Here is a 25,998-nt window from a genome sequence, read left to right on the forward strand (position 1 = left end):
GAGGCACTTTCATGTCCCAGGGGAACACCGATGTGTCCGAGCACGTCAGCTCGGGCGAGGCCTGCACGGTGCTCGAAGCACTGCAGCGGGTGAGCGGGAAATGGGCCATCGGCATCCTGCTGGAGGCGTCGAACGGGCCGGTCCGCTTCACCGAACTGGAACGCAAGGTCAAGGGCATCAGCCGCCGCATGCTGACGCTGACCCTGCGCAACCTCGAACGCGACGGCCTGCTCATCCGGACCGTCCACCCGACCGTGCCGCCGAAGGTCGAATACACCTCCACCGAGATGGCGCTGGAGTTGTACGGGTCGTTGCGCGGGTTGACCCAGTGGGCCGAGCGCCACCGCGAGACGATCTCCGAGGCACGCGCGCGTTACGACGCCGCCGGGGTGACCGCCGCGAGCTAAGGTGGCGCCCAGCAGGAGGTGATCGGTGCCCGCGAAGAACCCGTTCCGCTGGCTCGGCGCGTGGGCCGACTGGTTCGAGGCCCGCGGCGTCTACGTGCCCGGTGAGGACACCCGGCCGGTCAACCCGTGGCGCGACTTCGGCTGGCTGGTGGTGACCTGGCTGGCGGGCCTGGCGATCTTCGTGCTGTTCTTCGCGCTGGCGGTCTGAGGCGGCTCTTCTGAACACTGACACTTGCGTGACGACTGTCACCCCGCGTACGGGATCGGTCACGGATCGGCCACGGCCCGACGTCAGCTCCGCGTCAACCACCCCAGTCGGCTCGCACGTACCGCACGGTACGTAGAGAGTGGAGCGCGTCGGCCGAAATACCTACGCCGAACGGACCATCGAGGCCCGTCGACACGATCGAGTGATGAGGAGAAGCGCCAGTGCGCTCGCGGAGACCCCTGCTGCTCGCTTGCGTACTGCTGGCGACCGCGGGCTGCGGCGCCGCCCCGATGGACGCGAACACCGCGATGACCCTGCCGGCCACCGAACCGGCCGCGCACCAGGCCATGGTGCCCGCCGAGAGCCGCGTCGACTTCGGCCGCGAGTTCCGCTTCCCGGACGGCGTGACCGTGCTCGTGTCCACCCCGAGGACCTTCCAGCCCAGCGAAACCGCCTATCCGCGGTGCGCGCGGGCGGTGGCCTTCGAGGTGAACCTGCTCAACGAGGGCGAGCAGCCGTACCGCCTCTCCGGCTTCTCCGCCTCGGCCACCGTCTCCGGCGAACCCGCCAAGCAGGTGGTCGACTCCGCACAGGGGTTCACCGGCATCGTCGACGCCGCGAAGGACGTCGAGCCGGGTCGCAACGTCCGGCTGAACTTCGCCTTCGCCATGCCTGCCGACCCGGTGGAGCTGAAGATGTCCGTGCGGACGGGGCCGGAAAGCGTGGCTTCCGCGCTGTACACCGGACAGGCCTGAGCCTCCGGGTCCTCCGGGGGTCCGGGGGTCGTCCTCCGTGCGGGCGGCACAGTAATCTGCCGGGCATGAGCGAGCAGCAGCGGCTTTCCCCCGGCGACGCGGCCCCCGGCTTCACCCTGACCGACAGCACGGGCGCCGAGGTCTCGCTGTCGGACTTCCGCGGGCAGTACGTGATCGTCTACTTCTACCCGGCCGCGAGCACCCCGGGCTGCACCAAGCAGGCGTGCGACTTCCGGGACAACCTCGGCGAGCTGAACGGCGCCGGGTACCAGGTGCTCGGCATCTCCCCGGACAAGCCGGAGAAGCTGGCGAAGTTCGCCGAAGCCGAGGGGCTGACCTTCCCGCTGCTGGCCGACCCGGAGAAGACCGTGCTCACCGAATGGGCCGCGTTCGGCGAGAAGAAGAACTACGGCCGCGTGGTGCAGGGCGTGATCCGGTCCACCTTCGTGGTCGACCCCGACGGCAAGATCGCCAAGGCGCTGTACAACGTGCGGGCCACCGGGCACGTGGCGAAGCTGATCAGGGATCTCGGCGTCTCCGCCTGACGTGGCCGGTCTGGAAGCCGCGGCGCTGAAACTGGGCGGCTCGGTCGCGCAGTACGCGGCCCGGTTCTGGCTCCAGCGCCGCAAAGGCCGGTTCGAGCGGTCGGCGAGCCTGGCGGAACTGGCCGAGCAGGAGCTGGGCGGGCCGCTCAAGCGCCGCAACCTGGACAACCTCGTCGACCGCGTCGAAACGCTGGTCGCCGAGCAGCTGGCGCCGGTGCTGGAAAGCCGGTTCGCCGCGTTGCCGGACAACGAGGTCGAGGCCGCCGTGCTGGCGGTGACCGACGTGCTCCGGCAGGTCGACCTCTCCGACGAGGCACTGCTGGCCGACGACGCCGATCCGGAGGCGCTGGCTCGCCGCGTGCGCGCCCAGTTCGCGGACCGGCCCGCGCAGGTGGCGCTCGCCGAACGGGCCTGGCCGCTGTACGAGTTCGCGCTCGACCAGTCGTGCCGCCACCTGGTGCAGGTCGTGCGGTACCTGCCCGCGTTCCAGCCCGCGGCGCTGGCCGAGGTGCTGGCCCGCCTGAGCCGGCTGGAGGACCTGCTCACCAAGGCGCCGGTCACCACCCTGCTCGCGCCGCGCGGCACCGATCACGACACCGAGTTCCGGCAGACCTACCTGCGGGCGCTGGCGAGGTCGCTGGACCGGCTGGAGCTGCTCGGCCTGCCCGCCGACGAGCAACCGCGGCTGCCGCTGACCGTCGCGTACCTGAGCCTGCGGGTGTCCACTCCGGTGACGCACCAACACGATCTGCTCGAAGAGCTGTTGCGCGGGGAGATACCGGTCGAATGGGCTGTCGGCCGCACCGGGCGCACGCTTCTGCGGGGAGAAGCCGGTTCGGGCAAGACCACGCTGCTGCATTGGCTCGCGGTGACGGCCTCACGCTGCGAGTTCGGCGGCGAGCTGCGCGGCTGGAACGGGCTGGTGCCGTTCGTGGTGCGGTTGCGGACCTTCGCGAGCGGCGACCTGCCCGCACCGGAGGAGTTCGTCGCGCACGGCGTGAGCGCGATCAGCGGGCTGATGCCGCCCGGCTGGGTGCACCGCGTGCTGCACACCGGCGCGATCCTGCTGGTCGACGGCGTGGACGAGGTTCCGGCGGCCCGTCGTCGTGAGGTGAAGGCCTGGCTGCGGCAGCTGCTCGACGCCTATCCCGAGGTGAAGGTGGTGGTCACCGCCCGCCCGGCGGCGGCCGACCAGGGGTGGTTGTCCGAAGAGGACTTCACCGCCGTGGTCCTCGATCCGATGGGACCGACGAACGTCCGCGCCTTTCTCCAGCGCTGGCACGACGCCGCCGAATCCGCGGGCGTGCGGGCAGACGTGGCGACCGCGCACCGGCGGCTGATCGCCCAGCTGGAACGCCCGCACCTGCGCGAACTGGCCGCGAGCCCGTTGCTGTGCGCCATGTTGTGCGCGCTGAACCTGGCGCACCGCGCGAGCCTGCCGACCAGCCGGATGGACCTGTACGCCAAGGCGCTGGCGATGCTGCTGCACCTGCGAGACGCCGAACGCGGCATCAGCGCCCTGCTGGCGGACGCCGAGAAGCGGGTCCTGCTGCGTGACCTCGCTTGGCGGCTGACCCTGGCGAACCGCGTCGAACTCGCCCGCGACGACGCCCTGCGGCACCTGACCGCCAAGCTGCCCGCGATGCCGAACGTCACCGCGGATCCGGAGGCGCTGCTGACGCACCTGCTGGAACGCAGCGGCGTGCTGCGGGAGCCGGTGCCCGGACGGGTGGATTTCGTGCACCGGACGTTCCAGGAGTACCTGGCCGCCGACGAAGCCGTGCAGCAGCACCACATCCCGACGCTGCTGGCGCACGCGCACCTGGACACCTGGCGGGAGACCGTGGTGATGGCCTGCGGTCACGCGACCGCGCGCCAGGCGAGCGAACTGGTCGACGGCCTGCTGGACCGGGCCGCCGAAGAACGCCGCCACGCCCGGCGCCTGCGGTTGCTGGCGGCCGCCTGCCTGGAAACCGTGCAGGACATCGCTCCCACCACCCACACCCGGGTCGACGAGGCACTCCGGAAACTGGTGCCACCGCGGGATTCGCGGGAAACGAGTTCACTGGCCACGGTCGGGCACCGGCTGCTGAAGCACCTGCCCACGGACCTCTCGGAACTCTCCGACGCCAAAGCGGCGGCGACGGTCCGAGTCGCCGCTTTGACCGGTGACGATGCCGCCCTCCCGTTGCTCGCCGGTTACGCCCAAGATCCGCGGGATGGAGTGCAGGAGGAACTGCAGCAGGGCTGGCTGTACTTCGAACCGGAGCGGTACGCGGACGAAGTGCTCGCCGATGCCCCCTTGCGCAAGGGCTGGCTGGTCGTCCGTTCGCTCAAGTGCCTGCCCTACGTGTCCAGACTCGCGCACCTCGGGCAACTCTCGGTCTATGCCGACCCACCCGAGGATTTCCGCGACCTCGGCGACCTGTCGAAGCTCGACGACCTGATGTTCTTCGGCGACCCGAACCACCCGATGGACCTGCGCTGGCTGGGCGACTACCCGAAACTGCGGCGGCTGCGCGTGTACCGGGCGCACCACTTCACCGGCCTGGCCACCCTCGCCGACCTGCCCGACCTCGTCGAACTCGGGCTCAGCCAGACCGAACCGTGGGGTGACCTGGACTTCCTCCGCCACACGCCGCGCCTGTTCTGGCTGGGCCTGGACGACACCGGCACGCTGCCGAACCTCGACGCCCTGCACGCCTTGCCGGAGCTGCGCATGCTCGTGCTGACCAAGTACTCCGGCGCCTGCCTGGCCGCGACCAGGCCACTGCCCGAGGTGGAGAGACTGGCGTTGTTCGACCAGAAACCGGAACTGGCCGCCGTACCGACGGCCTTCCCCCGGGTGACCTACCTCAACATCCGCCCGGTCGGCAGGACAGATCTCTCCCCGCTTCGCGCACTGCCGCTGGAAGAACTGATCCTGCAGAACTACGACGGTGCCGACCTCAGCGTGCTGGACCCGAACGTCAAGATCGAGATCATCTAGCCCGCCCGTCGCCCACCACCACCACCCTCAACGGAGCGCTTCGCGCCACTATCCAATCAGCGAACGCAGGTGCGGGAGCAACGCGCGCATGGCCCGGCCCCGGTGGGACAGAGCGTCCTTTTCGGACGGATCCAGTTCCGCCGAAGCCCGTGTTTCCCCGTCCGGGACGAAGATCGGGTCGTAGCCGAAGCCGTTGCTGCCGCGTTCTTCCCGCAGCAGCACACCTCGCCATTCACCGCGGACCACGAGTTCTTCGCCATCCGGGATCACCAGGGCGGCGGCGCAGACGAAAGCCGCGCCTCGGCGGTCGTCCGGGGTGTCGGAGAGCTGCGCCAGCACCAGGTCCAGGTTCGCCTGGTCGTCCCCGTGCCCGCCGGACCAGCGCGCCGACAGCACGCCCGGCATGCCGTTGAGCGCGTCGACCGCCAGGCCCGAGTCGTCGGCGACCGAGGGCAGGCCGGTGGCCGCCGCCGCGTCGCGGGCCTTGGCGAGCGCGTTCTCCTCGAAGGTGGCCCCGGTTTCCGGCGCCTCGGGGAACTCCGGCACGTCACCGAGGCCGACGACCTCGATGCCGCCGAGCCCTTCCGCGTCCAGGATCCGGCGCAGTTCCCCGAGCTTCTTGGCGTTGCGGGACGCGACCAGCAGCCTGGTCACTTCTTGGCCTTCTTGTCCGGCTTCGGCTCCGGCAGTTCACCGGGGTACGGCAGCGCCAGCGCCTCGTTCTGCTTCTCCACCAGCTGCGCGCACCCGGCCAGCGCGAAGTCCAGCATGGTGTCCAAAGTGGACCGCTGGAAGGTGGCGCCCTCGCCGGTGCCCTGGACCTCGATCAGCGTGCCGGCGTCGGTGGCCACCACGTTCATGTCCACTTCGGCCCGCGAGTCCTCCTCATACGGCAGGTCCAGCCGCACGCGGCCGTCGACGACGCCGACGCTGACCGCGGCCACCGAGGTGGCCAGCGGCTGCGGGTCGGCCAGCCGGTTCGCCGCGCCGAGCCAGGTGATGGCGTCGGCGAGGGCGACGTAGGCGCCGGTGATCGCCGCGGTCCGGGTGCCGCCGTCGGCCTGGATCACGTCGCAGTCGATCATGATCGTGTTCTCGCCGAGCGCGGCGAGGTCGATGCAGGCGCGCAGGGACCGCCCGATCAGGCGGCTGATCTCGTGCGTGCGGCCGCCGACGCGGCCCTTGACCGATTCGCGGTCGCTGCGGGTGTTGGTGGCCGAGGGCAGCATCGCGTACTCGGCGGTGATCCAGCCGAGCCCGGAGCCGGCCCGCCACCTCGGCACACCCTCGTTCACGCTGGCCGCGCAGAGCACTCTGGTCTTGCCGAATTCGATCAGCACCGATCCGGCCGGCCACTGCTGGAAGCCGCGGGTGATCTTGACTTCGCGGAGCTGGTCGTCGTTCCTGCCGTCTTTTCTCGCCACCCGTGCACTCTAGAACGCCCTCCCGGGTACTTGTTGACCGGTGCGGACGCGATTACCGTCTGCGTGCGTCGAACTCACTGGGGAGGTCCGATGAACCGGATCCGCGCCGTCCTGCTCACCCTGTTGAGCGCCCTCCTGATCGGCGGTGCGGCACCGGCCGTGGCGCACGCCGAGGACTGCACCGCCACGCTCGAATGCACCGCCGAGGACATCAACCTGATGAGCATGCCCGAGCGGCTGGCGTTCGTGCGCGAGATGTCCGCCGGGCCCGCCGCGGAACTGCTGCCGGGGTACGCGCCGCGCTGGCGCAACATCGAAGGCATCATCGGCTTCTTCCGCGACCACCAGATGGGCGCGCCGGGCAGCTGGGTGTCCTATGTGGACGCGGGCATCGTGGAGGGCATCGAACGCGGGCTGGTCATCGCGCTCGGCCGGAGCACCGACACCTACGGGAACCCGGGTTCGGCACTCTGGGCCGACTACCTGACCAAGCTGCGCAACGGAAAGCTGACCGGCCGGGCCGCGCACGACCGAGCCTGGAGCCTGGCCGAGCAGGCCTCCACCGAACACGGCGTGCGGCTCGCCGAAGACGTCCACGGCGTGGCCGCGAACGCGGTGGAGGAGCGGTTCTTCGCCTACTCCGAGTTCTACCGCTGGGTGCTGCGCAACCGGCCGCCGCTGCTGGACCTGCTCTCCCCGGGCGGCGTCCCCGGCTCGCCGCAGCAGATCACCTTCCTCGACTGGTTCACCGACGTCACCAACGAGACCCCGTCGCGCAAGGGCGCCGAACTGGCCCTGGACCTCGCCGAATTCGACCTGCCGGGCGGCACCATCAGCATGCTCTGGCTGGCCAACGTCTACTTCCACGAACTACTGGACGACTACCTGGCCGACCTCGGCTAGACCTCGTACTTGTCGCCGACTTCGACCAGGCAGGCTTCGCCGTCGAAGGTGGTGTGGGCTTCTGCCAGGACGGCGTCGCCGTCCGTCCACGGCAGGACGTGGGTGAGCAGCAGCTTTCCGGCGCCTGTCCGCGTGGCCAGGGCCCCGGCTTCGATGCCGGAGAGGTGCATACCGGCTGGTCGGGCGGGGTCGTGCGTCCAGGAGGCTTCGGCCAGGAGCACGTCCACGCCGTCGGCCAGGCGGTCCAGCTCGTCGGAGACGGCGGTGTCGCCGGTGAAGGCGAGAGTCCTTCCACCGGCGGTGATCCGGAAGCCGTATGCCTCGCAGGGGTGCACGACCGGCACCGGCAGCACCTCGAACGGCCCGAGCTGGAACGCCTCCCCGTCGAGCGGGCGGAAGTCGAAGACGTCGGCGAGGTCGGTTTCGGCGAGTTCCTGCGCGTCCGGCGCGTAGGCCCTGGCCAGGCGCGTCGCCGACTCCGACGGGCCGTGCAGCGGCAAGCGCGGCACGGCCTGGCCGCCCAGCACCGAGGGGTGGAACCGCCGCAGCACGGTCAGCGCGGTGACGTCCGCGCAGTGGTCCGCGTGCAGGTGCGACAGGAGCATCGCGTCCACCTCGAGCGGGTCCGCGTGACGCTGCAGTTCGGCCAGCGTCCCGTTGCCGAGATCCATCAGCAGCCGGAAACCCGAGGCTTCGAGCAGGTAGCCGGAGGCCGGCTTGTCCGGACAGGGCACGCTGCCCGAGCAACCGAGGATCGTCAATCGCACCCCCGGCACTCTGCCATGAGGACCCGCTAACCGCTCATGGCCGAGAACACACCTGGGGTGAATCCCATGAATCGCTGCGCCAGCCGGGTGAAGGGTTCAGCGGAGCCCGTGGCGGTGAACTCGTGCCGCGGCGGTTCGCCCGGCTCGGCCAGCAGGTCCAGCTCGGTGAGCACGCGGACCACGTCCTTGGCCGTCTCCTCGGCGCTGGACACCAGCGTGACTTCCTGGCCCATGACGATCTGCAGCACACCGGTGAGCAGCGGGTAGTGGGTGCAGCCGAGCACCAGGGTGTCGACCTCCGCCCGCAGCAGCGGCTCGAGGTAGCCCTGGGCCAGGCCGAGCACCTGGCGCCCGGAGGTCACGCCGCGTTCGACGAAGTCGACGAACCGCGGGCACGCGACGCTGCTCACCCGCACGTCCTTGGCCGCGGCGAACGCGTCCTCGTAGGCGCGGGAGCGGATGGTGCCTTCGGTGCCGATCACGCCGATCCGGCCGGAGTGCGTGGCGGCGACCGCCCGCCGCACCGCCGGGAGCACGACTTCGACGACCGGCACGTCGTACCGTTCGCGGGCGTCGCGCAGGCAGGCGGCCGAGGCCGTGTTGCAGGCGATCACCAGCGCCTTGACCCCGCTGGCAACCAGGTCGTCCAGCGCGGCCAGCGCCAGCTCGCGGGCCCGCGCGATCGGCAGCGGGCCGTAGGGGTTGTGCGCGGTGTCGCCGACGTACCGGAGCTGCTCCCCCGGCAGCTGGTCGACGATCGCCCTGGCGACCGTGAGCCCGCCGACGCCGGAATCGAAGACGCCGATGGGAGCACGGGAGTCGGTCACACGTCGAGATTACCGGGGGTGGCCGGTCCGGGCTTGACCGCTCGTTTGCGGCTGACCAGCCACGCCGCGAACACGCCCGAGAGCGCCCCGAACAGGTGCCCCTGCCAGGAGATGTTCGGATCGGTGGGCAGCACGCCCCAGATCATCCCGCCCCAGATCGCGAGCAGCGCCAGCGCCACGCCCAGCTGCGGCCAGCTGCGGTTGAACAGCCCGCGCACCAGCAGGAAGGCCAGCCAGCCGAAGGCGAGCCCGGAGGCACCGACGGTCACCGCGTCACCCGGGCCGACCAGCCACACGCCGAGCCCGCCGACCACCCAGATGATGCCGGTGACCACCACGAACCGGCCGATCCCGCCCGCCATCGCGAGGAAGGCGAAGACCAGCACCGGGATGGTGTTGGCGAACAGGTGTCCCCAGCCGTCGTGCAGCGCGGGCGCCCAGATGACGCCGTCGAGGCCGCCGAGCGTCCGGGCCTGGATCCCGCCGTTGTCCAGGTTGGCAGGCAGGATCACGTCCACCAGTTCGACCAGGTAGAGCAGGACGACGAATCCCAGCGCGAGCAGCGCCGCGGCCTTCGGCTTGGCGGGCAGGACGCGCTTCGCCGGATCGGTGGCCGGCGTGCCGCCGCCGGTGGGCTGCGCTGGGAGTGTGCTCACGAACTCCAGGCTAGGCGCCCGAGGCGGGCCCCGCCTCGGGTGAAATCCCTGATGTCGGAATCAGGGAAGTCGATCTGGACGGGACATGCGCGTACCGGCATAGTTTGCGCGGGAGGTGGTGGGAATGTCACCCGAAAGCCTGTCCCGCCGTCAGATGTTCCTTCGCAGCGGCCTGCTCGCCGCCGGTCTGGGCGTGACCGATCCGCTCGCCGTGGCGCTGGCCGGGGAACCCGACGGCCTCACCGAAGTCGACGGCCGTGCTGGGGTGCGGCTGCGAGAAGGCACCAATTTCTCCGTCACGCCGTCCCCCGACGGCAGCACGCTGGCGATGGACCTGGTCACCGGCATCTGGCTGCTGCCAGCGGCCGGCGGCAAGGCCCGTCGGCTGACCGATGACCTGCAGGACGCGACGCTGCCGTCGTGGTCACCGGACGGCCGGTCGCTGGTGTTCCAGTCCTACCGAGACGGCAACTACCACCTGTATTCGCTGGAGGTCGCGGGTGGCACACCGCGTCAGCTCACCAGCGGTCCCCACGACCACCGCGAGCCGGTCTTCTCGCCGGACGGCGAGCGGATCGTGTTCAGCAGCGACCGCGGCGGCAGCTACGGCATCTGGCTGCTCGACCCGGCGTCCGGCGCGGTCGAGGCGCTGACCGACACCCCTGCCGAGGAGAGCGCGCCGCGCTGGTCGAGGGACGGGCAGCGCGTGCTGTTCACCGTCGACGAGACAGCCATCGACGTCGTCACCGTGGCCACCGGCGAACGCACCACGGCACTGACCGCGCCCGCGGGCAGCAAGGTCTACGGGCCCGCCTTCGGTCCCGACGACCGGACCGCCGGCTACCTGCTCCTGCGCGGCGCCACCGCCGACCTGATGCTCGGCGACCAGCGGGTGACCCAGGGCGAGGACGTCTTCGGCTTCGCCGCGACCTGGACCACCGACGGCGTGCTGTACACCGCCAACGGCCGCATCCGCCGCCGCGACGGTACTGGGTCCACTGTGGACATCCCGTTCGAGGCGGTGGTGCCGATCACGCGGCGCGACTACCGCCACCGGGTGCGGGACCTCGATTCGCTCGCGCCGCAGTCGGTGCGCGGCATCGCGAGCCCGGTGGTCTCCCCGGACGGCAAGCAGCTCGCCTTCCGCGCGCTGAACGCGCTCTACCTGGCGCCGACCGGCGGTGGCAGGCCGCAGCGGCTCACCGAGGACCAGTACTTCAGCTCCGATCCGGACTTCTCACCGGACGGCAGGACCCTCGTCTACGCCAGCGACCGGCTCGGCACGGCCGACCTGTGGCTGCGCGACCTGGCGTCGGGCCAGGACACCGTGCTCACCGCGCTGCCCGGCGCGCAGGTCGCGCCGCGCTGGTCACCGGACGGCGGCCGGATCGCCTACACCGACCAGGACGGCGCGTTGTGGACGCTGGACGTGGCCACCAAGGAGGTCAGGCAGCTGACCCCGGCGTTGTTCATGCCGGGCAGGCCGAGCTGGTCGGCCGACGGCAGCACGATCGCGCTCGCCGCGGTGAAGCCGTTCTCCAAGCGGTTCCGCGAGGGCACCAGTCAGATCCTGACCGTGCCGGTGGCGGGCGGCGAGCTGATCTACACCGAGCCGATGCCGTTCCGGTCGCTCGCGACCCGCGGTGACGACGGCCCGCTGTTCTCGCCGGACGGCAAGCGCCTGGCGTTCACCGTGGAGAGCACCGCGTGGGTGGTCCCGGTCGACGGCAAGGGCACGTTCCTCGGCGAGCCGGTGCAGGTCACGCGTGAGGTCACCGACTCGCTGGCCTGGCTGGACAACGGCACGCTCGTCTACCTCTGCAAGGGCGAGCTGCGCCGGATCGCCGTGGACGGCGGGAAACCACGCACGATCCGGCTCGACTTCAGCTGGCGCAGGCCGAAACCGGCCTCGCGCACGGTCATCCACGCCGGTGGGTTGTGGGACGGGACCACCGAGAAGCTGCGTGAGAACGTCGACATCGTGGTGGAGGACGGGCGGATCGCGGCCATCCGGCCGCACACCGGCACCGCCGACGTGGACGCGTCCGGGTTGGTCGCGATGCCCGGCCTGATCGACGCGCACAACCACTGGCACCTGCGCGGCAAGCACTGGGGTGACCGGCAGGGCAGGCTGTGGTTGTCCTACGGCGTCACCACCACGCGCTCCCCCGGCGACCCGGTGTACCAGATGATCGAGACGCGGGAAGCGCTCGAATCCGGCGCCCGCATCGGGCCGCGGTTCTTCGGTACCGGGGAAGCCATCGACGGCTCGCGCGTCTACTACAACTTCATGCGCCCGACGCTCTCGCCCGAGCAACTCCGGCTGGAACTGGACCGCGCGGTCTCCCTCGGGTACGACCTGATCAAGACCTATGTGCGGCTGCCGGTCCGGCTGCAACGCGAGACCGTGGAAGCCGCGCACCGGGCGGGGATCCCGCTGTCTTCGCACTACCTGTTCCCGGCGGCGAACATCGGCATGGACGGGATGGAGCACACCGGCGCGACGAACCGGCTCGGGTACTCGCACACGGTGAGCCGGACCGGACGGGCGTACCAGGACGCGATCGAGCTGTTCGTGCGGTCGGGCATGTCGCTGACGCCGACCTTGTTCAACTCCAAGGCGCTCTACGCCGACGACAAGTCGCTCGTGGAGGATGAACGGACGAAGGTGCTGTTCCCGCACTGGGAGTACGACCGGCTGGTGGCCGACGCGAACGCGGCGGGCAGGCCGGAGAACGCCTACGTGCGGGAGGTGCTCGCCGCGAACGTGGACATGGTGCTGCGCGTGCACCGCGGTGGCGGGTTCGTCATCAGCGGCACGGACACCCCGCTGGACAACATCGCGATCTCGCTGCACCAGAACCTGCGGGCGATGGTCGAATTCGGCTTCACCCCGTACGAAGCGCTGGTCACCGCGACACGCAACCCGGCGCGACGGCTGGGCCTGAGCGGGCGGCTGGGTGAACTGCGGCCGGGTGCGTACGCGGACATTTCGCTGGTCGACGGCAACCCGCTGGCGGACATCCGCGCCGCGGCGGCCGTGCGGCAGGTGCTCGTGGGTGGCCGGTTGTCGGTGGTGGACGAACTGCTGGCGCCGTTCCGTTCACCGGGCCGCGGGGACGTGACGAACCCGGTGCTGCCGGCGAGCAGTTCGGCGCAGCGCACGCACTGGTGGCACCAGCCGGAGTGGTCCGAGCACGTCTGCTGTGGGATCTAAGGGTTTATCGCTGGTTGCGGCTTGGGTGGGCGGACCGACTTGCCGACCATCCAAGCCGCGAGGATGCCGCCGATGGCGCCGCACAGGTGGCCTTCCCAGGAGACGCCGGGTTCGGTCGGGAGCACGCCCCACAACGCGTAGCCGTAGACCAGGAAGACGCCGACGGCGATCAGGATCTGCAGGATGCTCCGCGCGAACAGGCCGCGCACGAGCAGGAAGCTGAGCAGGCCGAAGACCAGCCCGGAGGCGCCCGCGTGCACGCCTTCGCTGCCGATCAGGAAGGTGCCGAAGCCGGCGCAGAGCCAGATGATCGTGGTCACGCCGAAGAACTGCCGCAGGCCGCCGGAGGTGGCGAGCACGCCGAGCACGAGCAGCGGCACGGAGTTCGCGGCGAGGTGGTCCCAGCCGTAGTGCAGCATCGGCGCCCAGATCAGGCCGTCCCACTGCTCGATGGTGCGCGGCCAGACGCCGTCGTCGTCGAAGGGGTGCGCGAGCACGGTGTCGACGGCTTCGATCACCCAGAGCAGGGCGACGAACCCGACGACCACGACGAGGGAGGCCAACGGTTTCGACGGCACGATCCGCTTGCCGGGCGGCACCGGCGGTTTCGGCGGCTTGGGCGCTCTGGCGGGTTCGGGTGCTGGTACTGGCTCCACGGTGGTGAAGCTACCGGGCGGCACCGACAAAACGGGTGGGTTCGCGGATTTTGTCGGTGGTCACCGGATAATGGGCGGCATGGAGACGGTGGCGTTCGGCAGCCTGGCGACCGAGGTGGGGAAGGTGCTGGTGGCGGTCACGCCGGCCGGTTTGGCGGCCACGGCCTTCGACGACACACCGGAGTTGCGGGAGCGGATCGCCTCACGGCTCGGCCTGCCGGTGGTTTCGGATTCGGCGCGCGTGGCGCCGGTGCTGGCGGAACTGCGCGAGTACTTCGGCGGCGTGCGGGAGCGGTTCGACTTCGCCGTCGACTGGCGGCTGTATTCGGTGACGCAGCAACGGGTGCTCGGTGCGCTGTACGAATCCGTGCCCTACGGCAAGACGGTCACCTACGGCGAACTCGCGGAACGCAGCGGCACCGGCGTGCCCGCACGCGGGATCGGCTCGATCATGGGCAGCAATCCGATTCCGATCGTGGTGCCGTGTCATCGGGTGCTGGCCAGCACTGGTCTAGGGGGTTTCAGCGGCGGGGAAGGCGTTCCGTCGAAGCGGCAGTTGCTTACGTTGGAAGGGCACTTGCCGCCTGGGCTGTGGTGATTCTCTTCGGGGGGCCACCCCGCTTTTTCATTGTGACGACGGTGGAGATGTCCTTGTCAAGGCTGGGAAGCGTGCCTTGACAAGGACATCTCCACCGTGTTTTGGCTTGGGATCGAGGTGGGAGGGGGAGTGTGGGTGCTCCCCCTGTTTGCTGCCCGGCTCGCCTGTGGTGTCTGAGGGCGGTGCCGTGAATGTGGCTTTCACGGCGCGTGTCCGGCGGGCTCTTGTGTCACGAATGTGGCTTTCGGGGCGTTATTCGCCCCGAAAGCCACATTCGTGACATCGGTGCACTCTTCAGCTGGCCGAGGGGAGGCGGAGCTCGCGGATGATCGTCGCGGCGGCCTGGTCGGTGGTGAGGTGCGTGTTGTCGATCTTGAGGTGGCCGTGGCGGTCGAGGAGTTGCTGGGCTTCGGCGCAGATTCCGGCGCCGGTGTTCATGGTGTAGCCGCGGTCCAGGTGGAGCAGGTTCTCGCGGGAGGCGGCGAGGTCGCGCTTGCTCGGCTTCCGTTCGAGGCGGAGGTCAGTGGTGTTGCGCTCGAGCCGCACGTCCAGGTCCGCGGCCAACTCGACGAAGCGCATCGGCCCCCGCGTCGTTTCCGCGTGGGAGGCGACGAGCTCGGCGTCCTCAGGCAGTTCGAGGCCCCAGACGAAGGTGAACACCATGCCGGGTAGGTGCGCCGCCGCGCCCTCTTCGAAGATGCGGCGGCGGAATTCGCCCGTCAACCGGTTGAACGGCGTTGAGCCGTAAGGGAAGACGGTGAGCAGGGGCTCCATCATCAGGTGGTTGTGCACCAGCGAATACCCGGTGCGCCGGCACAGCTCCTCGCCGACGGCCATCTTGCCCACCGCGGGCGGTCCGAAGATGACGATCAGGTCCATCCACCCATGGTGACGGAACACCGACTGTCACGAATGTGGCTTTCGGGGCGTTATCCGCCCCGAAAGCCACATTCGTGACACCGACCAGAAGCCGGGGTCAGGCCCAGAGTTCGCCGTCCAGGCGGGCGGCGGCGTCGTCCAGGGTGCCGCTGTAGGCGCCGGTGGACAGGTACTTCCACCCGGCGTCCGCGACCACGAAGGCCACGTCCGCCGGTTCACCGCGAGCGGCTGCCTTCTCGGCGACCGCCAGTGCCGCGTGCAGCACGGCGCCCGTCGAGATGCCCGCGAAGATGCCTTCGTGCTCCAGCAGCTCCCGGGTCCGGCGCAGCGCGTCGTAGGCGCCGACCGAGTATCGCCCGTTCAGCACACTCGGGTCGTACAGCTCCGGCACGAAGCCCTCATCGATGTTCCGCAGCCCGTACACCAGCTCCCCGTACCGCGGCTCGGCGGCGATGATCTGCACGCCCGGCTTCGCCTCGTGCAGGTACCGCCCGACGCCGACCAGGGTGCCCGTGGTGCCGAGCCCACCGACGAAATGGGTCAGCGTGGGCAGGTCCTTCAACAGCTCCGGCCCGGTCCCCCGGTAGTGCGCGTCGGCGTTGGCCGGGTTGCCGTACTGGTAGAGCATCACCCATTCGGGATTGGCCTTGGCCAGTTCCTTCGCCCGCCGGACCGCCTCGTTCGACCCACCGGCCGCCGGGGAGAACACGATCCGCGCGCCGTAGGCCTGCAGCAGCTGCTTGCGCTCGGCCGAGGTGTTCTCCGGCATCACGCAGACCAGCCCGTAGCCCTTGAGCTTGGCCGCCATCGCCAGCGCGATCCCGGTGTTGCCCGAGGTCGGTTCGAGGATGGTGGCCCCACGCCGCAGCGTGCCCTCGCGCTCGGCGGCCTCGATCATCGCCAGCGCGGGCCGGTCCTTGATCGAACCGGTCGGGTTGCGGTCCTCGAGTTTGGCCCACAACCGCACGTCGTGGGTCGGCGAAAGCCGGGGCAGCCCCACCAGCGGGGTGCCGCCGAGCGCGTCGAGCAGCGACTCGTAGCGCGCCATGGCCTAGCGCGCGCCGCCGGCCACCGCGGGCAGGATGGTCAGCGTGTCGCCGTCCTTGACCTCGGCCTCCAGCCCACCGGCGAAGCGCACGTCCTCGTCGTTGACGTAGACGTTGATGAACCGGTGCAGCTTCTCGTCCTTGACCAGGCGTGCCTTGATACCGCCGTGGCGGCTCTCCACGTCGTCGATCACCTCGAGCACCGTCTTGCCGGTCGCCTCGACGGACTTCTCGCCGCCGGTGTGCGTCCGCAGGATGGTCGGGATGGACACGTTCACGGCCATGGATCTCTACCTCCGCTTGGGATCTCTCGTAGTGGGCTGACGTTCGGGCGAGGGCGGTTATTCCTCGATTTCGACCGGCTCCTCGGTGATCTCACCGTCGACGATCCGGTACGACCGGAATTCGTGCACCTCGGGGTCCCTGGTGGAGACCAGGACGTAGTGCGCGAACGGTTCGGACGCGATGGAGGCGTCGGTGCGCGAGGGGTAGGCCTCGGTGGCGGTGTGCGAGTGGTAGATCACCACGGGCACCTCGTCGTTGGCGGCCATCTCGCGGTAGAGCTTGAGCTGATCACCGGAGTCGAACTGGTAGAACGTCGGCGAGCGCGCCGCGTTCAGCATGGGGATGAACCGCTCTGGGCGGTCCGAGCCGTCATCCGGCCCGGCGATCACCCCGCACGCCTCATCCGGGTGATCCCGGCGGGCGTGCGCGACGATCTCGTCGACTAGTTCACGGCGGATCCGAAGCACGATCACATCCTATGTGCTGGACAGCAGTGGTCCACCCAGTGAGACAGACCCCTCGGACGCTTGACGTCAGCCGCCGAAGGCCTCCGGCCAGACCTCGCGGTAGGCCTTCAGACCACCGGCGCCCGTGGCCGCAAGCAGGCCGCGCACCATCGCCCTCGCGAACACCCTGGCGGCGGCCGAACACAGCTGGTCGAGCGCGCCCGCGCGCGAGGCGTCGGCAAACGGGCCGCTCACCACGGGCAGCGGCCGCGCCCCGGTCGCCAGCGCGAAGACGGTGTCGCCGTCGAACATCGTGTGCGCGGGCCGCACAGCGCGGGCGAGGCCGTCCTGCGCGGCGACAGCCAGCCGCCGCGCCTCGGCCTTCGACAGCGCCGCGTCCACCGCGACCACGCCGATCGTGGTGTTCAGGTCGGTCGGCGCCGGGGTCACCTCGCCCGGCCGGTCCGGCCAGCGCACGCCGAATTCGCCGTCGACCTCGTGGTCCGCGGCGAAGGCCCGGCCGGTCAGCAGGTCCACGGCCTCGCCGGAGGCGTTCACCGCGGCCAGCGCGCCGACCACGAACTCGCCGACCCGCTCGGAAGCCGAGCCGATACCGCCCTTGAGCGAGCCGACCGCCGCCCCGGCACCCGCACCGACGGTGCCCAGCGCGAATTCACCCGCAGCGGCTGCCTCGCAGGCCGCGTATCCGAAGGAGGCGTCCGGCCGGTTGCCCCACTCGCTGCGCGGCAGGTCGAACAGCACCGCGGCGGGCACGATCGGCACCACCTCGTGCGGCTGCTGCCCCACCGGGAAGCCCATCGACCGCTCGCCCAGCCAGCGCATCACGCCGTCCGCCGCGGCCAGGCCGTACGCGCTCCCGCCGGACAGGCAGACCGCGTTCACCCGCTGCACCAGGTTCTCCGGCTCCAGCAGGTTCGTCTCGCGGGTCCCCGGCGCGCCACCGCGCTGGTCGACCGCGCCGACCGCGCCGTCGGGCACCAGCACCACCGTGGTGCCGCTGGCCCAGCCGCCACCCACGCGCTCGTGGTGGCCAACCAGCACGCCAGGCACGTCGGTGAGGAGATTCACTCGGTCAGCGCCTGTACCAGGCTTTCCTGCACCCAGGTCAGCCAGTGGTAGACGCCGAGGTGCGGCGCGCGCGGGTCCTCCGGCGGCAGCTCGTCGGGCATTTCCTCGGTGACGTCGAGCGCGGTGCCCAGCGCCAGGCGCACGTCGTTCAGCGCGGACAGCCAGGCGTCGGCCTGCTCGAAGCTCAGCCGCACCTCACCGCCGTCCGGCGACAGCGTCTGGAGCACCACCGCGGCCACCCCGACCTTCGCGTCCAGCAGCTCCGGCTCGTGCAGCGAGCGCAGCGCGGCGGCGGAGTCGAGGTCCTCCTTGGCCGGGTTGTCCGGGTCGAGGCGGTGGAAGTCGGGCAGCAGCCGCGAGAGCACCGGGTCGTTCGGGGCCTCGCTCGGGCCGGTGCGGATGCCGGTCAGCTCGGCCAGCTCGTCCTGCGGGGCCTCTTCCGACCGGGCCCGCAGCATGTCGTCGACCTGGCTGACCAGGCCACGCAGTACCGCGGCCTCCTGCTGTTCGAAGCCCGCCTGCAGGCGCGCGCCCTTGCGGCGCCACGGCTTCACGACGGGTGCTCCATGGTCGCCCAGAGCCCGGCCGCGTGGAGTTTCGCCACGTCGCCCTCGACCTTCTCCTTGCCACCGGAGGAGACGATGGCCTTGCCCTTGTGGTGCACGTCGAGCATCAGCTTGGTGGCGTGGTCACGGCTGTACCCGAAGAGCTTCTGGAACACGTAGGTCACGTACGACATGAGGTTCACCGGGTCGTTCCAGACGATGGTTTGCCACGGTTTGTCCTCAGCCCCCAGGTCGGCCGCGGACGGCTCCACCATCGGTTCGGCGGCAGGCGTACTCATGGCCTCCATGGTGTCACGTCGCCCACATCCCGTGGTCCGGGAGGTCAGCCCATAGGGTTGGACCATGGCCACTGAGCGAACCGGCAACGGCGGGAGCACCGCCCTGCTCACCGACCACTACGAGCTGACCATGCTGGGCAGCGCGCTGGCCGACGGCACCGCCGACCGGCCGTGCGTGTTCGAGGTGTTCGCCAGGCGGCTGCCCGCCGGGCGGCGCTACGGGGTGGTCGCGGGCACCGGACGGGTGATCGACGCCATCGGCAACTTCCGCTTCACCGACGCCGAGCTGAGCCAGCTCGAGTCGACCGCGGTGGTGGACGACTCGACGCTGTCCTGGCTGGCCGACTACGAGTTCGCCGGGGACATCGACGGGTACGCCGAGGGTGAGCTGTATTTCCCCGGTTCGCCGATCCTCACCGTCCGGGGCAGCTTCGCCGAGGCCGTGGTGCTGGAAACGCTGGTGCTGTCCATCCTCAACCACGACAGCGCGATCGCCTCCGCGGCGGCGCGCATGTCCAGCGCCGCGCACGGCAGGCCGATCATCGAGATGGGCGGGCGCCGCACGCACGAGTACGCCGCGGTCGCCGCCGCCAGGGCCGCCTACCTGGCCGGATTCGCCACCACCTCGAACCTGGAGGCGGGCCGCCGCTACGGCATCCCCACCCGCGGCACCGTCGCGCACGCGTTCATGCTGCTGCACGACGACGAGGAGCAGGCGTTCCGCGCGCAGGTGGACAAGCTCGGCGCGGACACCACCCTTCTGGTGGACACCTACGACATCACCGCGGGCATCGAGACCGCGGTCCGCGTGGCCGGTGCGGAGCTCGGCGCCATCCGGATCGACTCCGGCGACGTGGGCGTGCTCGCCCGCAAGGCCCGCGAGCAGCTCGACGCCCTCGGCGCCAAGGACACCCGGATCGTGGTCTCCGGCGACCTGGACGAGCACGCCATCGCGGGCCTGCGTGCCGAGCCGGTGGACGCGTACGGCGTGGGCACCTCGGTGGTCACCGGCTCCGGCGCGCCGACCGCGGGCATGGTCTACAAGCTGGTCGAGGTGGACGGCCGCCCGGTGGCCAAGCGCAGCACGCACAAGGAGTCGCGCGGCGGCCGCAAGGGCGCGTTCCGGCGGCACAAGCCGACCGGGACCGCGCTGGAGGAGGTCGTCTACCCGGCGGGCGGGCCCGCGCCGGACCTCGGCCCCGACGACCGCGAACTGCAGATCCCCCTGGTGCGGGCTGGACAGCCCGCCGACGGCCTGCCCACCCTGGACGACGCGCGGCAACGCCTGCGCAAGGGCCTGGTGAGCCTGCCGTGGGAGGGCCTCAAGCTGTCGCACGGCGAGCCCGCCGTGCCCACGGTTTTCCGCTGAAAGGGGCTGGCTGATGGCTAAGGCGCTGATCGTGGTGGACGTGCAGAACGACTTCTGCGAGGGCGGGGCACTGGGGGTGGCCGGCGGCGCCGACCTGGCCGCCCGGATCTCCGGTTTCCTTCGGGAGAACGCCTACGACCAGGTCGTGGCGACCAGGGACTACCACATCGATCCCGGCGCGCACTTCAGCGACGAACCGGACTTCGTGCGGTCGTGGCCGCGGCACTGCGAGGCGGGCACGCCGGGTGCCGCGTTCCACCCCGCGCTCGACGTGGCGCCGATCTCCGCAGTCTTCTCGAAGGGGCAGTACAGCGACGGCTACTCCGGCTTCGAGGGCAGCACCGAAACCGGGGAGAACCTGGCGGACTGGCTGCGCACGCGGGAGGTGGACACCGTCGACGTGGTGGGCATCGCCACCGACCACTGCGTCCGGGCGACCGCGCTGGACGCCGCCGAGGCCGGGTTCACCGTGCGGGTGCTGCTCGACCTGACGGCGGGCGTCTCGAAAGCCACCGTGGACACCGCGCTGGCGGACCTGCGCGCCGCCGGCGCCGACCTCACCGGCACCCCGGTGGTCAGCGGCTGACCAATGTTATGAGTGGGGCATTACTTGCATCGAACGCTAGTAATGCCCCACTCATAGCATTCGGACGGGGTCGGACGGGGCCGGGGCCGGGGGGGTCAGTTGCCGTAGGGGTCGCAGTCGGCGGTGCCGACGATGATCTCGCCTTCGACCGGGCCGCCCTCGGGGAACAGTTCGATGCGCATGGCGTGCGTGGTCAGGCTGCCGTCGGCCACCTCTGGCACGACCATCTCGTTGAGCACCACCTTGGCCACCGTCGTGCCGTCGTCCCCCGGGACCAGCACGGTGTGGTTGGCCGGGATGGTCGACGGCACCTCGATCCCGGAGACCTCGCTCAGCTCGACCACGCCGCTGGCCCCGTTGGCGCTGGTGTCGCACCGGGCGCTGTAGTTGCGCACCTTGATCGTCGGCCCGCCGTAGTCGCGGAGCACGCCGGTCTCGAACCGCTGCCCGCGCACCATGGAGGTGGCGAACCCGGTGTCCGCCGCGCGCGAGCACTGCGACTCGCTCTTGCCGTACTTGGTGGCGCCGGCGGTCTGCCCCGGCGAAGTCCCGGTGTCCTGCTGGCCCAGCCGGCATTCGCCGATCCGGTTGGTCTGCACGGTCTGCTCGCCCCGCACGTCGACCGAACCGGCGCTCGCCGACGCGGTGGCCACCGGCGCCTGGGCCTGCGCCGCCGCCGGAGCCACCACCAGCCCGCCGCAGGCACACACCACCACCGCGATCTTCCTCATCCTCGACACCGTGTCACTCCCTCCAGCCGGAAACGTGAAACCCCCTCCATCGCCATCGACCGGCGAGATCAACAGCCGAACCCCGCCGGGGCCCGCACCACCCGGACGAGTGGCACAGTGAGCCAACAGTGAGCTAGCCGACTTCGGGGGAAATTGCCGGTGGAACGGCGTTAGCCTGCCGGGAAGCTCTGTGCACAACGTTCTCGCATGTGGAGGCCGCCTTGTCGACGCTGACCCTCGCCGCCCGCCGTCCGGTGCTGGCGGATCTCATCCCCGGTGCGCTGGTTCGCGACATCACCCTGGTCGCCGCGGGCGCCGGGCTCACCGGCCTGGCCGCGCAGCTGGTCATCCCGGTGCCGGGCAGCCCGGTGCCGATGACCGGCCAGACCTTCGCCGCCCTGCTCGTCGGCGCGGCGCTGGGCTGGCAGCGCGGCGGTGCCGCGATGCTGGTGTACCTGCTCGTGGGCGCGGCCGGCGTGCCGTGGTTCAACGGCGGCACCTCCGACATGTTCGGCGCCAGCGCGGGCTACATCGCGGGCTTCGTGCTCGCCGGTGCGCTGGTGGGCGCGCTCGCGGGCCGCGGCGGTGACCGCACGCCGGTGCGCACCGCGGGCACCATGGTGCTGGGCAACCTGGTGATCTACGCGGTCGGCGTGCCGTGGCTGATGGCCGCCGCCTCGATGGACCTCGCCACCGCCTTCGACAAGGGCGTGCTGCCGTTCCTGCTCGGCGACGCGCTGAAGATCGTCGTGGCCGCCGGGCTGCTGCCGGTGACCTGGGCGCTGGTGAACCGCTTCCGCCGCCAGAACTGACGGTGGTCCCCGGTACCGTTGCTCCTCGTGCCGAAGTCAGCTGAACTCACCGCCGCACGCAAGGACAGCTTTCCGGGGGTGCTGGAGCTGCTCACGCACGCCGTGGAGTCGGTGGGCGGCGCCGAGCGCGCCGGTCAGGTCGAGATGGCCGACGCGGTCGGCCGCGCCATCCGCACCGGTGAGCACCTGGCCGTGCAGGCGGGCACCGGGACCGGCAAGTCGCTGGCCTACCTGGTGCCCGCGATCCGGCACGCGGTGGAGAAGGGCACCACGGTGGTCGTCTCGACCGCGACCATCGCCCTGCAGCGCCAGCTCGTCGACCGCGACCTGCCCCGGCTGGCGAAGGCGCTGAAGAAGCCGCTCGGCCGCGAACCGACCTTCGCCATCCTCAAGGGCCGCCGCAACTACCTCTGCCTGCACCGGCTCGACACCGGCGCCCCCGAGGAGCCGGAGGACCAGGGCCTGTTCGACCCGTTCGCGGTGTCGCGCATGGGCAAGGAGGTCAAGCGGCTGCACGAGTGGTCGTCGGACACCGAGACCGGCGACCGCGACGAGCTGGTGCCCGGCGTGTCCGACCAGGCGTGGCGCCAGATCTCGGTGTCGGCGCGCGAATGCCTGGGTGTGTCCCGCTGCCCGATCGGCACGGACTGCTTCGCCGAACGCGCGCGGGCCGAGGCCGGGCGCGCGGACGTGGTGGTCACCAACCACGCGCTGCTCGCCATCGACGCGCTGCAGGGCTACCAGGTGCTGCCCGAGCACGACCTGGTGATCATCGACGAGGCGCACGAACTGGTCGACCGGGTCACCTCGGTGGCCACCGCCGAGCTGACCAGCCCGATGGTCTCCACCGCCGGGCGCCGCTGCGGCAAGCTGATCGACGCCGACCTCGCCGACCGGCTGATGGAGGCCAGTGACGGGCTGGCGCTGGTGCTCGACGACCTGCCCGCCGGACGGCTGGATTCACTGCCGCAGCCGCTCACCGGCACGCTGCCGATGATCCGCGACGCCGCGCACACCTGTCTCTCCGCGCTCGGTTCCGACCGCAAGGACGACGCCGCCGACGACGCGACCGCCCGCAAGCTGGCGCGCACCCTGCTCGAAGAGGTGCACGACACCGCGGTCCGGCTGCTGGAGGCCTTCGACGAGGACCAGGCGCACCGGCCGGACGTGGTCTGGCTCAGCGGCGACCCGTATTCGTCGAACCCGCGCCCGCCCGCGCTGCACGTGGCTCCGCTGAGCGTGGCCGGGCTGTTGCGCGAACGGGTCTTCGGCCAGACCACCACCGTGCTCACCTCGGCCACGCTCGCACTCGGCGGCACCTTCGACACGCTGGCCCGGCAGTGGGGGCTGCCGCCGTCGCAGGCCGCCGAGCGGAAGTCCGATCCCGGCACGGCCACCGAGAAGGCGGCGCCGTCGGACAAGGAGACCATCCGCTGGACCGGCCTGGACGTCGGATCGCCGTTCGACCACCGCAAGAACGGCATCCTCTACATGGCCAAGCACCTGCCGACGCCCGGCCGCGACGGGCTCGCCGAGCGCACGCTGGACGAGATCGCCGAGCTGATCGACGCCGCCGGCGGGCGCACGCTCGGGTTGTTCTCGTCGATGCGCGCGGCGAAGCAGGCGACCGAGGAGCTGCGGGACCGGGTCAAGCACCCGATCCTGTGCCAGGGCGACGATTCGACCTCGCTGCTGGTGCGCAAGTTCAGCGAGGACACGCGCACCTGCCTGTTCGGCACGCTGTCGCTGTGGCAGGGCGTGGACGTGCCCGGCCCGTCGCTGCAACTGGTGCTGGTGGACCGGCTGCCCTTCCCGCGACCGGACGATCCGGTGTCCTCGGCCCGGCAACGCGCGGTGGAAGCCCGCGGTGGCAACGGTTTCCTCACCGTGGCCGCCACGCACGCGGCACTGCTGCTCGCCCAGGGCGTCGGGCGGCTGCACCGGTCGACCAGCGACCGCGGCGTGGTGGCGATCCTGGACTCGCGGCTGGCGAACGCCCGGTACGGCAGCTTCCTGCGGGCCTCACTGCCGCCGTTCTGGCCGACCACCGACCCGGAAGTGGCCAGGGCCGCGCTGCGCAGGCTCGACGCCGCCGCCCCCGCCTGAGCCCGGGTTCTTCGCGGCAGTACCGTAAACGGAACGCAAAGACGAGGGAGCCGTAGTTGTCCCAGGACTCAACCCACGCGCAGTCCCGCTCGGTCGGCGTCGACGACACCGGAGTCCGCCGCCTGCTCGCCGACGGCACCGAGGAGTCCGTCACCTGGGCCGAACTGTCGGCCGTGGTGATCAGGGTGATTCCCGAAGGGCCCTGGAAAGAGGACGTGTTCATCATGCTGGCCGGTGCCGAGGGCAAGGGCACGGCCATCCCCAGCGGCGACCCGGCGGCCGACGCGCTGATCGAACGCCTGCAGGCGCTGCCGGGCTTCGACAACGAGAAGTTCGTCGAGGCCATGACCACGGACGCCGACGAGGCCTACGTCGTCTGGAAGGCCGGCGAAGCCGAGTCCTGAGCGCGTCACCGCTGGGCGAGCCGGCGGGTCGGGCGCGGTGCGGCTTCGGGGATTCGCGCCGACAGCAGTAAGGCGACGGCCACCAGCATTCCGGCCGCGGTGCTGAAGTGCCAGCCGAAGGCGGCGGCGACGGAACCGTGGCTCAGCACGATCAGGCCATCGGTGAGCGGCACGACGGTCACGGCGAGCATCACCCAGCCCAGCGCTCGTCGCTGCCCCAGTGCGAAGAGGGTCAGCACGACCAGGCCGGAGGCGATGTCCCGGATCCCCTTGGCCCACAGGAAAGCCTGGTACTCCCCGGCAGCCGAGACCGGGACGCCGTAGCCCGCCGCGGAGGCTTCCGGGGTGAGCAGGAAGCGCGCGCCGATGAAGATGATGCCGATGCCGACCAGCAGCACGATGCCGTTGGCGATCTTGGTGCCCACGAGGTCCTCCACTGAAATCTAGCGTTGCTAGCTTTTCTAGCGACGCTAGCACGAGCGGCGCTAGATTTGCTAGCGATGCTAGATTCCAGGGCATGTCCGATCGCCGGGCGCGGGAGCGCGCCGAACGCCATCAGCTGATCATCCGCACCGCCCGCGAGATCGCGGAGCGGGAAGGGTGGGACGCGGTCACCACCCGCACGCTCGCGCAGCGGATCGGCTACAGCCAGCCCGTGCTCTACAGCCACTTCGCGAACAAGGAAGCCATCGTCACCGCGGTGGCGCTCCAGGGCTTCGAGGAGCTGTTCGAAGCGACGCGAGCCGCCTTCTCGGTCGACTCACTGATCCGCGCCTACACGCACTTCGCCCTCGACAACCCCGTGCTCTACGAAGCGATGTTCACCCTCAACACCGAGCTGAAGTTCGGCCCCGAAGCACCCGAGCTGCTCAAGAACACCTTCGCGACGCTCCACCAGGTCTTCGCCCCGCTCGCCGGCGATCAGGACCCGGAGACGTTCACCGAAGTCGCCTGGAGCGCGATGCACGGACTCGTCACCCTCACCCGCGACAGCAGGCTGCGCGACGGGCTCGGCGAGGAACGCGTCGCGCTGCTGGTCACCCTGCTGGGAAGCGCTCCGTGACCGGGATGCCCTTCTTCAGCGTCCGGCTCACCGTGCACAGCCGCTCGATCGCGCGGTCCACCGCCACCGCCAGCGCCGCCCGCCGCTCGTCGTCCAAAGAGGACAGATCGACGTCGAAGGACACGTGGATGGCGTCCAGTTCGGAAGCGGCGTCGTTCCGGTCGGCGGTCACCTCGACGAGGAACTTCGCCTCCTCGCCGGTCCGCCGCACCACCAGGTCCTCCGCGGTCACCGCGGCACAGCCGGCGGCCGCGATCTGCAGCAGTTCCGCCGGGGAGAACACGTCCGCCTGACCCTTGCGGCCGATCCGGACCTCGGCACCCCGCTCGTTGCGCCCGGCGAACACGTGCTCACCGATCCGCTCCACCTCGAGACCCATGGACCCC

Annotated in this window: 30 protein-coding genes; 14 read left to right on the plus strand and 16 right to left on the minus strand. The window is 70.7% G+C overall.

What is annotated here, in order from left to right; translation table 11 throughout:
- Nucleotides 1-11 precede the first annotated feature (11 nt).
- The 5 genes from L3Q67_RS04870 (at nt 12) to L3Q67_RS04890 (ending at nt 4,904) form a co-directional block, all read left to right on the plus strand.
- Nucleotides 12-407: a winged helix-turn-helix transcriptional regulator gene (locus L3Q67_RS04870; protein ID WP_499188399.1), complete on the plus strand. Its 396-nt coding sequence runs from the start codon at nt 12-14 to the stop codon at nt 405-407.
- A 25-nt stretch (nt 408-432) separates the two neighbouring features.
- Nucleotides 433-615, plus strand: a complete 183-nt coding sequence (locus L3Q67_RS04875; RefSeq protein WP_499188400.1) for a hypothetical protein — start codon at nt 433-435, stop codon at nt 613-615.
- A 221-nt stretch (nt 616-836) separates the two neighbouring features.
- The gene (locus L3Q67_RS04880) at nt 837-1,370 is read left to right on the plus strand and encodes a hypothetical protein (RefSeq protein ID WP_499188401.1); all 534 of its coding nucleotides are present in this window, start codon (nt 837-839) and stop codon (nt 1,368-1,370) included.
- Between the two features lie 65 nt (nt 1,371-1,435).
- Entirely contained in the window at nt 1,436-1,915 is a 480-nt protein-coding gene (bcp, locus tag L3Q67_RS04885) for a peroxiredoxin (RefSeq protein ID WP_499188402.1), read from the plus strand.
- 1 nt (nt 1,916) lies between these two features.
- Nucleotides 1,917-4,904 (plus strand): NACHT domain-containing protein, encoded by a 2,988-nt coding sequence (locus L3Q67_RS04890; RefSeq protein WP_499188403.1) that lies wholly within the window; start codon nt 1,917-1,919, stop codon nt 4,902-4,904.
- 48 nt (nt 4,905-4,952) lie between these two features.
- Here L3Q67_RS04890 and rdgB read toward each other — a convergent pair whose 3' ends face one another.
- Both rdgB and rph read right to left on the minus strand, forming a co-directional pair.
- The gene (gene rdgB / locus L3Q67_RS04895) at nt 4,953-5,558 is read right to left on the minus strand and encodes a non-canonical purine NTP pyrophosphatase (protein WP_499188404.1); all 606 of its coding nucleotides are present in this window, start codon (nt 5,556-5,558) and stop codon (nt 4,953-4,955) included.
- A complete protein-coding gene (gene rph, locus L3Q67_RS04900) occupies nt 5,555-6,328 on the minus strand; it encodes a ribonuclease PH (RefSeq protein ID WP_209664421.1) in 774 nt (257 codons plus the stop codon). Before rph ends, rdgB begins: the two co-directional genes overlap by 4 nt.
- A 90-nt stretch (nt 6,329-6,418) precedes the next feature.
- Between rph and L3Q67_RS04905 the strand changes: the two genes are divergently transcribed.
- A complete protein-coding gene (locus L3Q67_RS04905) occupies nt 6,419-7,231 on the plus strand; it encodes a hypothetical protein (RefSeq protein ID WP_499188405.1) in 813 nt (270 codons plus the stop codon).
- On the opposite strand, the gene L3Q67_RS04910 is transcribed toward L3Q67_RS04905, so the two are convergent.
- Genes L3Q67_RS04910 through L3Q67_RS04920 form a run of 3 tightly spaced genes read right to left on the minus strand, consistent with a single transcriptional unit; the run spans nt 7,228 to nt 9,481 of the window.
- A complete protein-coding gene (locus L3Q67_RS04910; protein WP_499188406.1) occupies nt 7,228-7,998 on the minus strand; it encodes an MBL fold metallo-hydrolase in 771 nt (256 codons plus the stop codon). The genes L3Q67_RS04905 and L3Q67_RS04910 overlap by 4 nt on opposite strands.
- A 26-nt stretch (nt 7,999-8,024) precedes the next feature.
- Nucleotides 8,025-8,825 (minus strand): glutamate racemase, encoded by an 801-nt coding sequence (gene murI, locus L3Q67_RS04915; protein WP_209664419.1) that lies wholly within the window; start codon nt 8,823-8,825, stop codon nt 8,025-8,027.
- The gene (locus L3Q67_RS04920; protein ID WP_499188407.1) at nt 8,822-9,481 is read right to left on the minus strand and encodes a rhomboid family protein; all 660 of its coding nucleotides are present in this window, start codon (nt 9,479-9,481) and stop codon (nt 8,822-8,824) included. The genes murI and L3Q67_RS04920 overlap by 4 nt, the downstream gene beginning before the upstream one ends.
- A 124-nt stretch (nt 9,482-9,605) precedes the next feature.
- Here L3Q67_RS04920 and L3Q67_RS04925 point away from each other — a divergent pair, with 124 nt between their 5' ends.
- Entirely contained in the window at nt 9,606-12,698 is a 3,093-nt protein-coding gene (locus tag L3Q67_RS04925) for an amidohydrolase family protein (protein ID WP_499188408.1), read from the plus strand.
- Here L3Q67_RS04925 and L3Q67_RS04930 read toward each other — a convergent pair.
- The gene (locus tag L3Q67_RS04930; protein ID WP_499188409.1) at nt 12,695-13,354 is read right to left on the minus strand and encodes a rhomboid family intramembrane serine protease; all 660 of its coding nucleotides are present in this window, start codon (nt 13,352-13,354) and stop codon (nt 12,695-12,697) included. The genes L3Q67_RS04925 and L3Q67_RS04930 overlap by 4 nt on opposite strands.
- Nucleotides 13,355-13,433: 79 nt before the next feature.
- Here L3Q67_RS04930 and L3Q67_RS04935 point away from each other — a divergent pair, with 79 nt between their 5' ends.
- Nucleotides 13,434-13,952 (plus strand): methylated-DNA--[protein]-cysteine S-methyltransferase, encoded by a 519-nt coding sequence (locus tag L3Q67_RS04935; protein ID WP_499188410.1) that lies wholly within the window; start codon nt 13,434-13,436, stop codon nt 13,950-13,952.
- A gap of 294 nt (nt 13,953-14,246) precedes the next feature.
- On the opposite strand, the gene L3Q67_RS04940 is transcribed toward L3Q67_RS04935, so the two are convergent.
- From L3Q67_RS04940 to clpS, 7 genes are all read right to left on the minus strand, one after another.
- A complete protein-coding gene (locus L3Q67_RS04940) occupies nt 14,247-14,831 on the minus strand; it encodes a DEAD/DEAH box helicase family protein (RefSeq protein WP_499188411.1) in 585 nt (194 codons plus the stop codon).
- A gap of 97 nt (nt 14,832-14,928) precedes the next feature.
- On the minus strand, nt 14,929-15,879 hold the full coding sequence (locus L3Q67_RS04945; protein ID WP_395908365.1) for a PLP-dependent cysteine synthase family protein: 951 nt from the start codon (nt 15,877-15,879) through the stop codon (nt 14,929-14,931).
- A 3-nt stretch (nt 15,880-15,882) separates the two neighbouring features.
- The gene (locus tag L3Q67_RS04950) at nt 15,883-16,161 is read right to left on the minus strand and encodes a MoaD/ThiS family protein (RefSeq protein ID WP_499188412.1); all 279 of its coding nucleotides are present in this window, start codon (nt 16,159-16,161) and stop codon (nt 15,883-15,885) included.
- 57 nt (nt 16,162-16,218) lie between these two features.
- Nucleotides 16,219-16,629: a M67 family metallopeptidase gene (locus L3Q67_RS04955; protein WP_499188413.1), complete on the minus strand. Its 411-nt coding sequence runs from the start codon at nt 16,627-16,629 to the stop codon at nt 16,219-16,221.
- A gap of 66 nt (nt 16,630-16,695) precedes the next feature.
- Complete coding sequence (locus L3Q67_RS04960) at nt 16,696-17,679, minus strand: P1 family peptidase (RefSeq protein WP_499188414.1); 984 nt, start codon at nt 17,677-17,679, stop codon at nt 16,696-16,698.
- Nucleotides 17,680-17,693: 14 nt separating this feature from the next.
- Complete coding sequence (locus L3Q67_RS04965; protein ID WP_209664412.1) at nt 17,694-18,251, minus strand: DUF2017 domain-containing protein; 558 nt, start codon at nt 18,249-18,251, stop codon at nt 17,694-17,696.
- The gene (gene clpS / locus L3Q67_RS04970) at nt 18,248-18,541 is read right to left on the minus strand and encodes an ATP-dependent Clp protease adapter ClpS (RefSeq protein ID WP_209664411.1); all 294 of its coding nucleotides are present in this window, start codon (nt 18,539-18,541) and stop codon (nt 18,248-18,250) included. The genes L3Q67_RS04965 and clpS overlap by 4 nt, the downstream gene beginning before the upstream one ends.
- A gap of 64 nt (nt 18,542-18,605) precedes the next feature.
- On the opposite strand from clpS, the gene L3Q67_RS04975 reads away from it, so the two are divergent.
- On the plus strand, nt 18,606-19,910 hold the full coding sequence (locus L3Q67_RS04975; protein ID WP_499188415.1) for a nicotinate phosphoribosyltransferase: 1,305 nt from the start codon (nt 18,606-18,608) through the stop codon (nt 19,908-19,910).
- 13 nt (nt 19,911-19,923) lie between these two features.
- Nucleotides 19,924-20,496, plus strand: coding sequence for a cysteine hydrolase family protein (locus tag L3Q67_RS04980; protein ID WP_499188416.1), 573 nt, complete (start codon nt 19,924-19,926; stop codon nt 20,494-20,496).
- Between the two features lie 95 nt (nt 20,497-20,591).
- On the opposite strand, the gene L3Q67_RS04985 is transcribed toward L3Q67_RS04980, so the two are convergent.
- Entirely contained in the window at nt 20,592-21,227 is a 636-nt protein-coding gene (locus tag L3Q67_RS04985; protein WP_499188417.1) for a hypothetical protein, read from the minus strand.
- A 221-nt stretch (nt 21,228-21,448) separates the two neighbouring features.
- Between L3Q67_RS04985 and L3Q67_RS04990 the strand changes: the two genes are divergently transcribed.
- Genes L3Q67_RS04990 through L3Q67_RS05000 form a run of 3 tightly spaced genes read left to right on the plus strand, consistent with a single transcriptional unit; the run spans nt 21,449 to nt 24,549 of the window.
- Nucleotides 21,449-22,039, plus strand: a complete 591-nt coding sequence (locus L3Q67_RS04990; protein WP_499188418.1) for a biotin transporter BioY — start codon at nt 21,449-21,451, stop codon at nt 22,037-22,039.
- 27 nt (nt 22,040-22,066) lie between these two features.
- Nucleotides 22,067-24,145, plus strand: coding sequence for an ATP-dependent DNA helicase (locus L3Q67_RS04995; RefSeq protein ID WP_499188419.1), 2,079 nt, complete (start codon nt 22,067-22,069; stop codon nt 24,143-24,145).
- Nucleotides 24,146-24,201: 56 nt separating this feature from the next.
- Nucleotides 24,202-24,549, plus strand: a complete 348-nt coding sequence (locus tag L3Q67_RS05000; RefSeq protein ID WP_499188420.1) for a hypothetical protein — start codon at nt 24,202-24,204, stop codon at nt 24,547-24,549.
- 5 nt (nt 24,550-24,554) lie between these two features.
- On the opposite strand, the gene L3Q67_RS05005 is transcribed toward L3Q67_RS05000, so the two are convergent.
- Entirely contained in the window at nt 24,555-24,974 is a 420-nt protein-coding gene (locus tag L3Q67_RS05005; protein ID WP_499188421.1) for a DUF4267 domain-containing protein, read from the minus strand.
- A 92-nt stretch (nt 24,975-25,066) separates the two neighbouring features.
- Here L3Q67_RS05005 and L3Q67_RS05010 point away from each other — a divergent pair, with 92 nt between their 5' ends.
- Nucleotides 25,067-25,612, plus strand: coding sequence for a TetR/AcrR family transcriptional regulator (locus L3Q67_RS05010; RefSeq protein ID WP_499188422.1), 546 nt, complete (start codon nt 25,067-25,069; stop codon nt 25,610-25,612).
- Here the strand turns inward: L3Q67_RS05010 and L3Q67_RS05015 are convergent.
- Complete coding sequence (locus L3Q67_RS05015; RefSeq protein ID WP_499188423.1) at nt 25,587-25,991, minus strand: OsmC family protein; 405 nt, start codon at nt 25,989-25,991, stop codon at nt 25,587-25,589. The genes L3Q67_RS05010 and L3Q67_RS05015 overlap by 26 nt on opposite strands.
- Nucleotides 25,992-25,998: the final 7 nt, after the last annotated feature.

The organism is Saccharothrix sp. AJ9571 (assembly GCF_021725495.1).
Classification (GTDB): Bacteria; Actinomycetota; Actinomycetes; order Mycobacteriales; family Pseudonocardiaceae; genus Amycolatopsis; species Amycolatopsis magusensis.

Bases quoted from the DNA above. Each gene is read 5' to 3' on its own strand.
- clpS (WP_209664411.1), bottom strand. From the start codon at position 18,541: ATGAGTACGCCTGCCGCCGAACCGATGGTGGAGCCGTCCGCGGCCGAC.
- L3Q67_RS04940 (WP_499188411.1), bottom strand. From the start codon at position 14,831: ATGGACCTGATCGTCATCTTCGGACCGCCCGCGGTGGGCAAGATGGCC.
- bcp (WP_499188402.1), top strand. From the start codon at position 1,436: ATGAGCGAGCAGCAGCGGCTTTCCCCCGGCGACGCGGCCCCCGGCTTC.
- L3Q67_RS04980 (WP_499188416.1), top strand. From the start codon at position 19,924: ATGGCTAAGGCGCTGATCGTGGTGGACGTGCAGAACGACTTCTGCGAG.
- L3Q67_RS04945 (WP_395908365.1), bottom strand. From the start codon at position 15,879: ATGGCGCGCTACGAGTCGCTGCTCGACGCGCTCGGCGGCACCCCGCTG.
- L3Q67_RS04870 (WP_499188399.1), top strand. From the start codon at position 12: ATGTCCCAGGGGAACACCGATGTGTCCGAGCACGTCAGCTCGGGCGAG.
- L3Q67_RS04985 (WP_499188417.1), bottom strand. From the start codon at position 21,227: ATGAGGAAGATCGCGGTGGTGGTGTGTGCCTGCGGCGGGCTGGTGGTG.
- L3Q67_RS04905 (WP_499188405.1), top strand. From the start codon at position 6,419: ATGAACCGGATCCGCGCCGTCCTGCTCACCCTGTTGAGCGCCCTCCTG.
- L3Q67_RS05015 (WP_499188423.1), bottom strand. From the start codon at position 25,991: ATGGGTCTCGAGGTGGAGCGGATCGGTGAGCACGTGTTCGCCGGGCGC.
- L3Q67_RS04950 (WP_499188412.1), bottom strand. From the start codon at position 16,161: ATGGCCGTGAACGTGTCCATCCCGACCATCCTGCGGACGCACACCGGC.
- L3Q67_RS04935 (WP_499188410.1), top strand. From the start codon at position 13,434: ATGGAGACGGTGGCGTTCGGCAGCCTGGCGACCGAGGTGGGGAAGGTG.
- L3Q67_RS05010 (WP_499188422.1), top strand. From the start codon at position 25,067: ATGTCCGATCGCCGGGCGCGGGAGCGCGCCGAACGCCATCAGCTGATC.
- L3Q67_RS04925 (WP_499188408.1), top strand. From the start codon at position 9,606: ATGTCACCCGAAAGCCTGTCCCGCCGTCAGATGTTCCTTCGCAGCGGC.
- L3Q67_RS04975 (WP_499188415.1), top strand. From the start codon at position 18,606: ATGGCCACTGAGCGAACCGGCAACGGCGGGAGCACCGCCCTGCTCACC.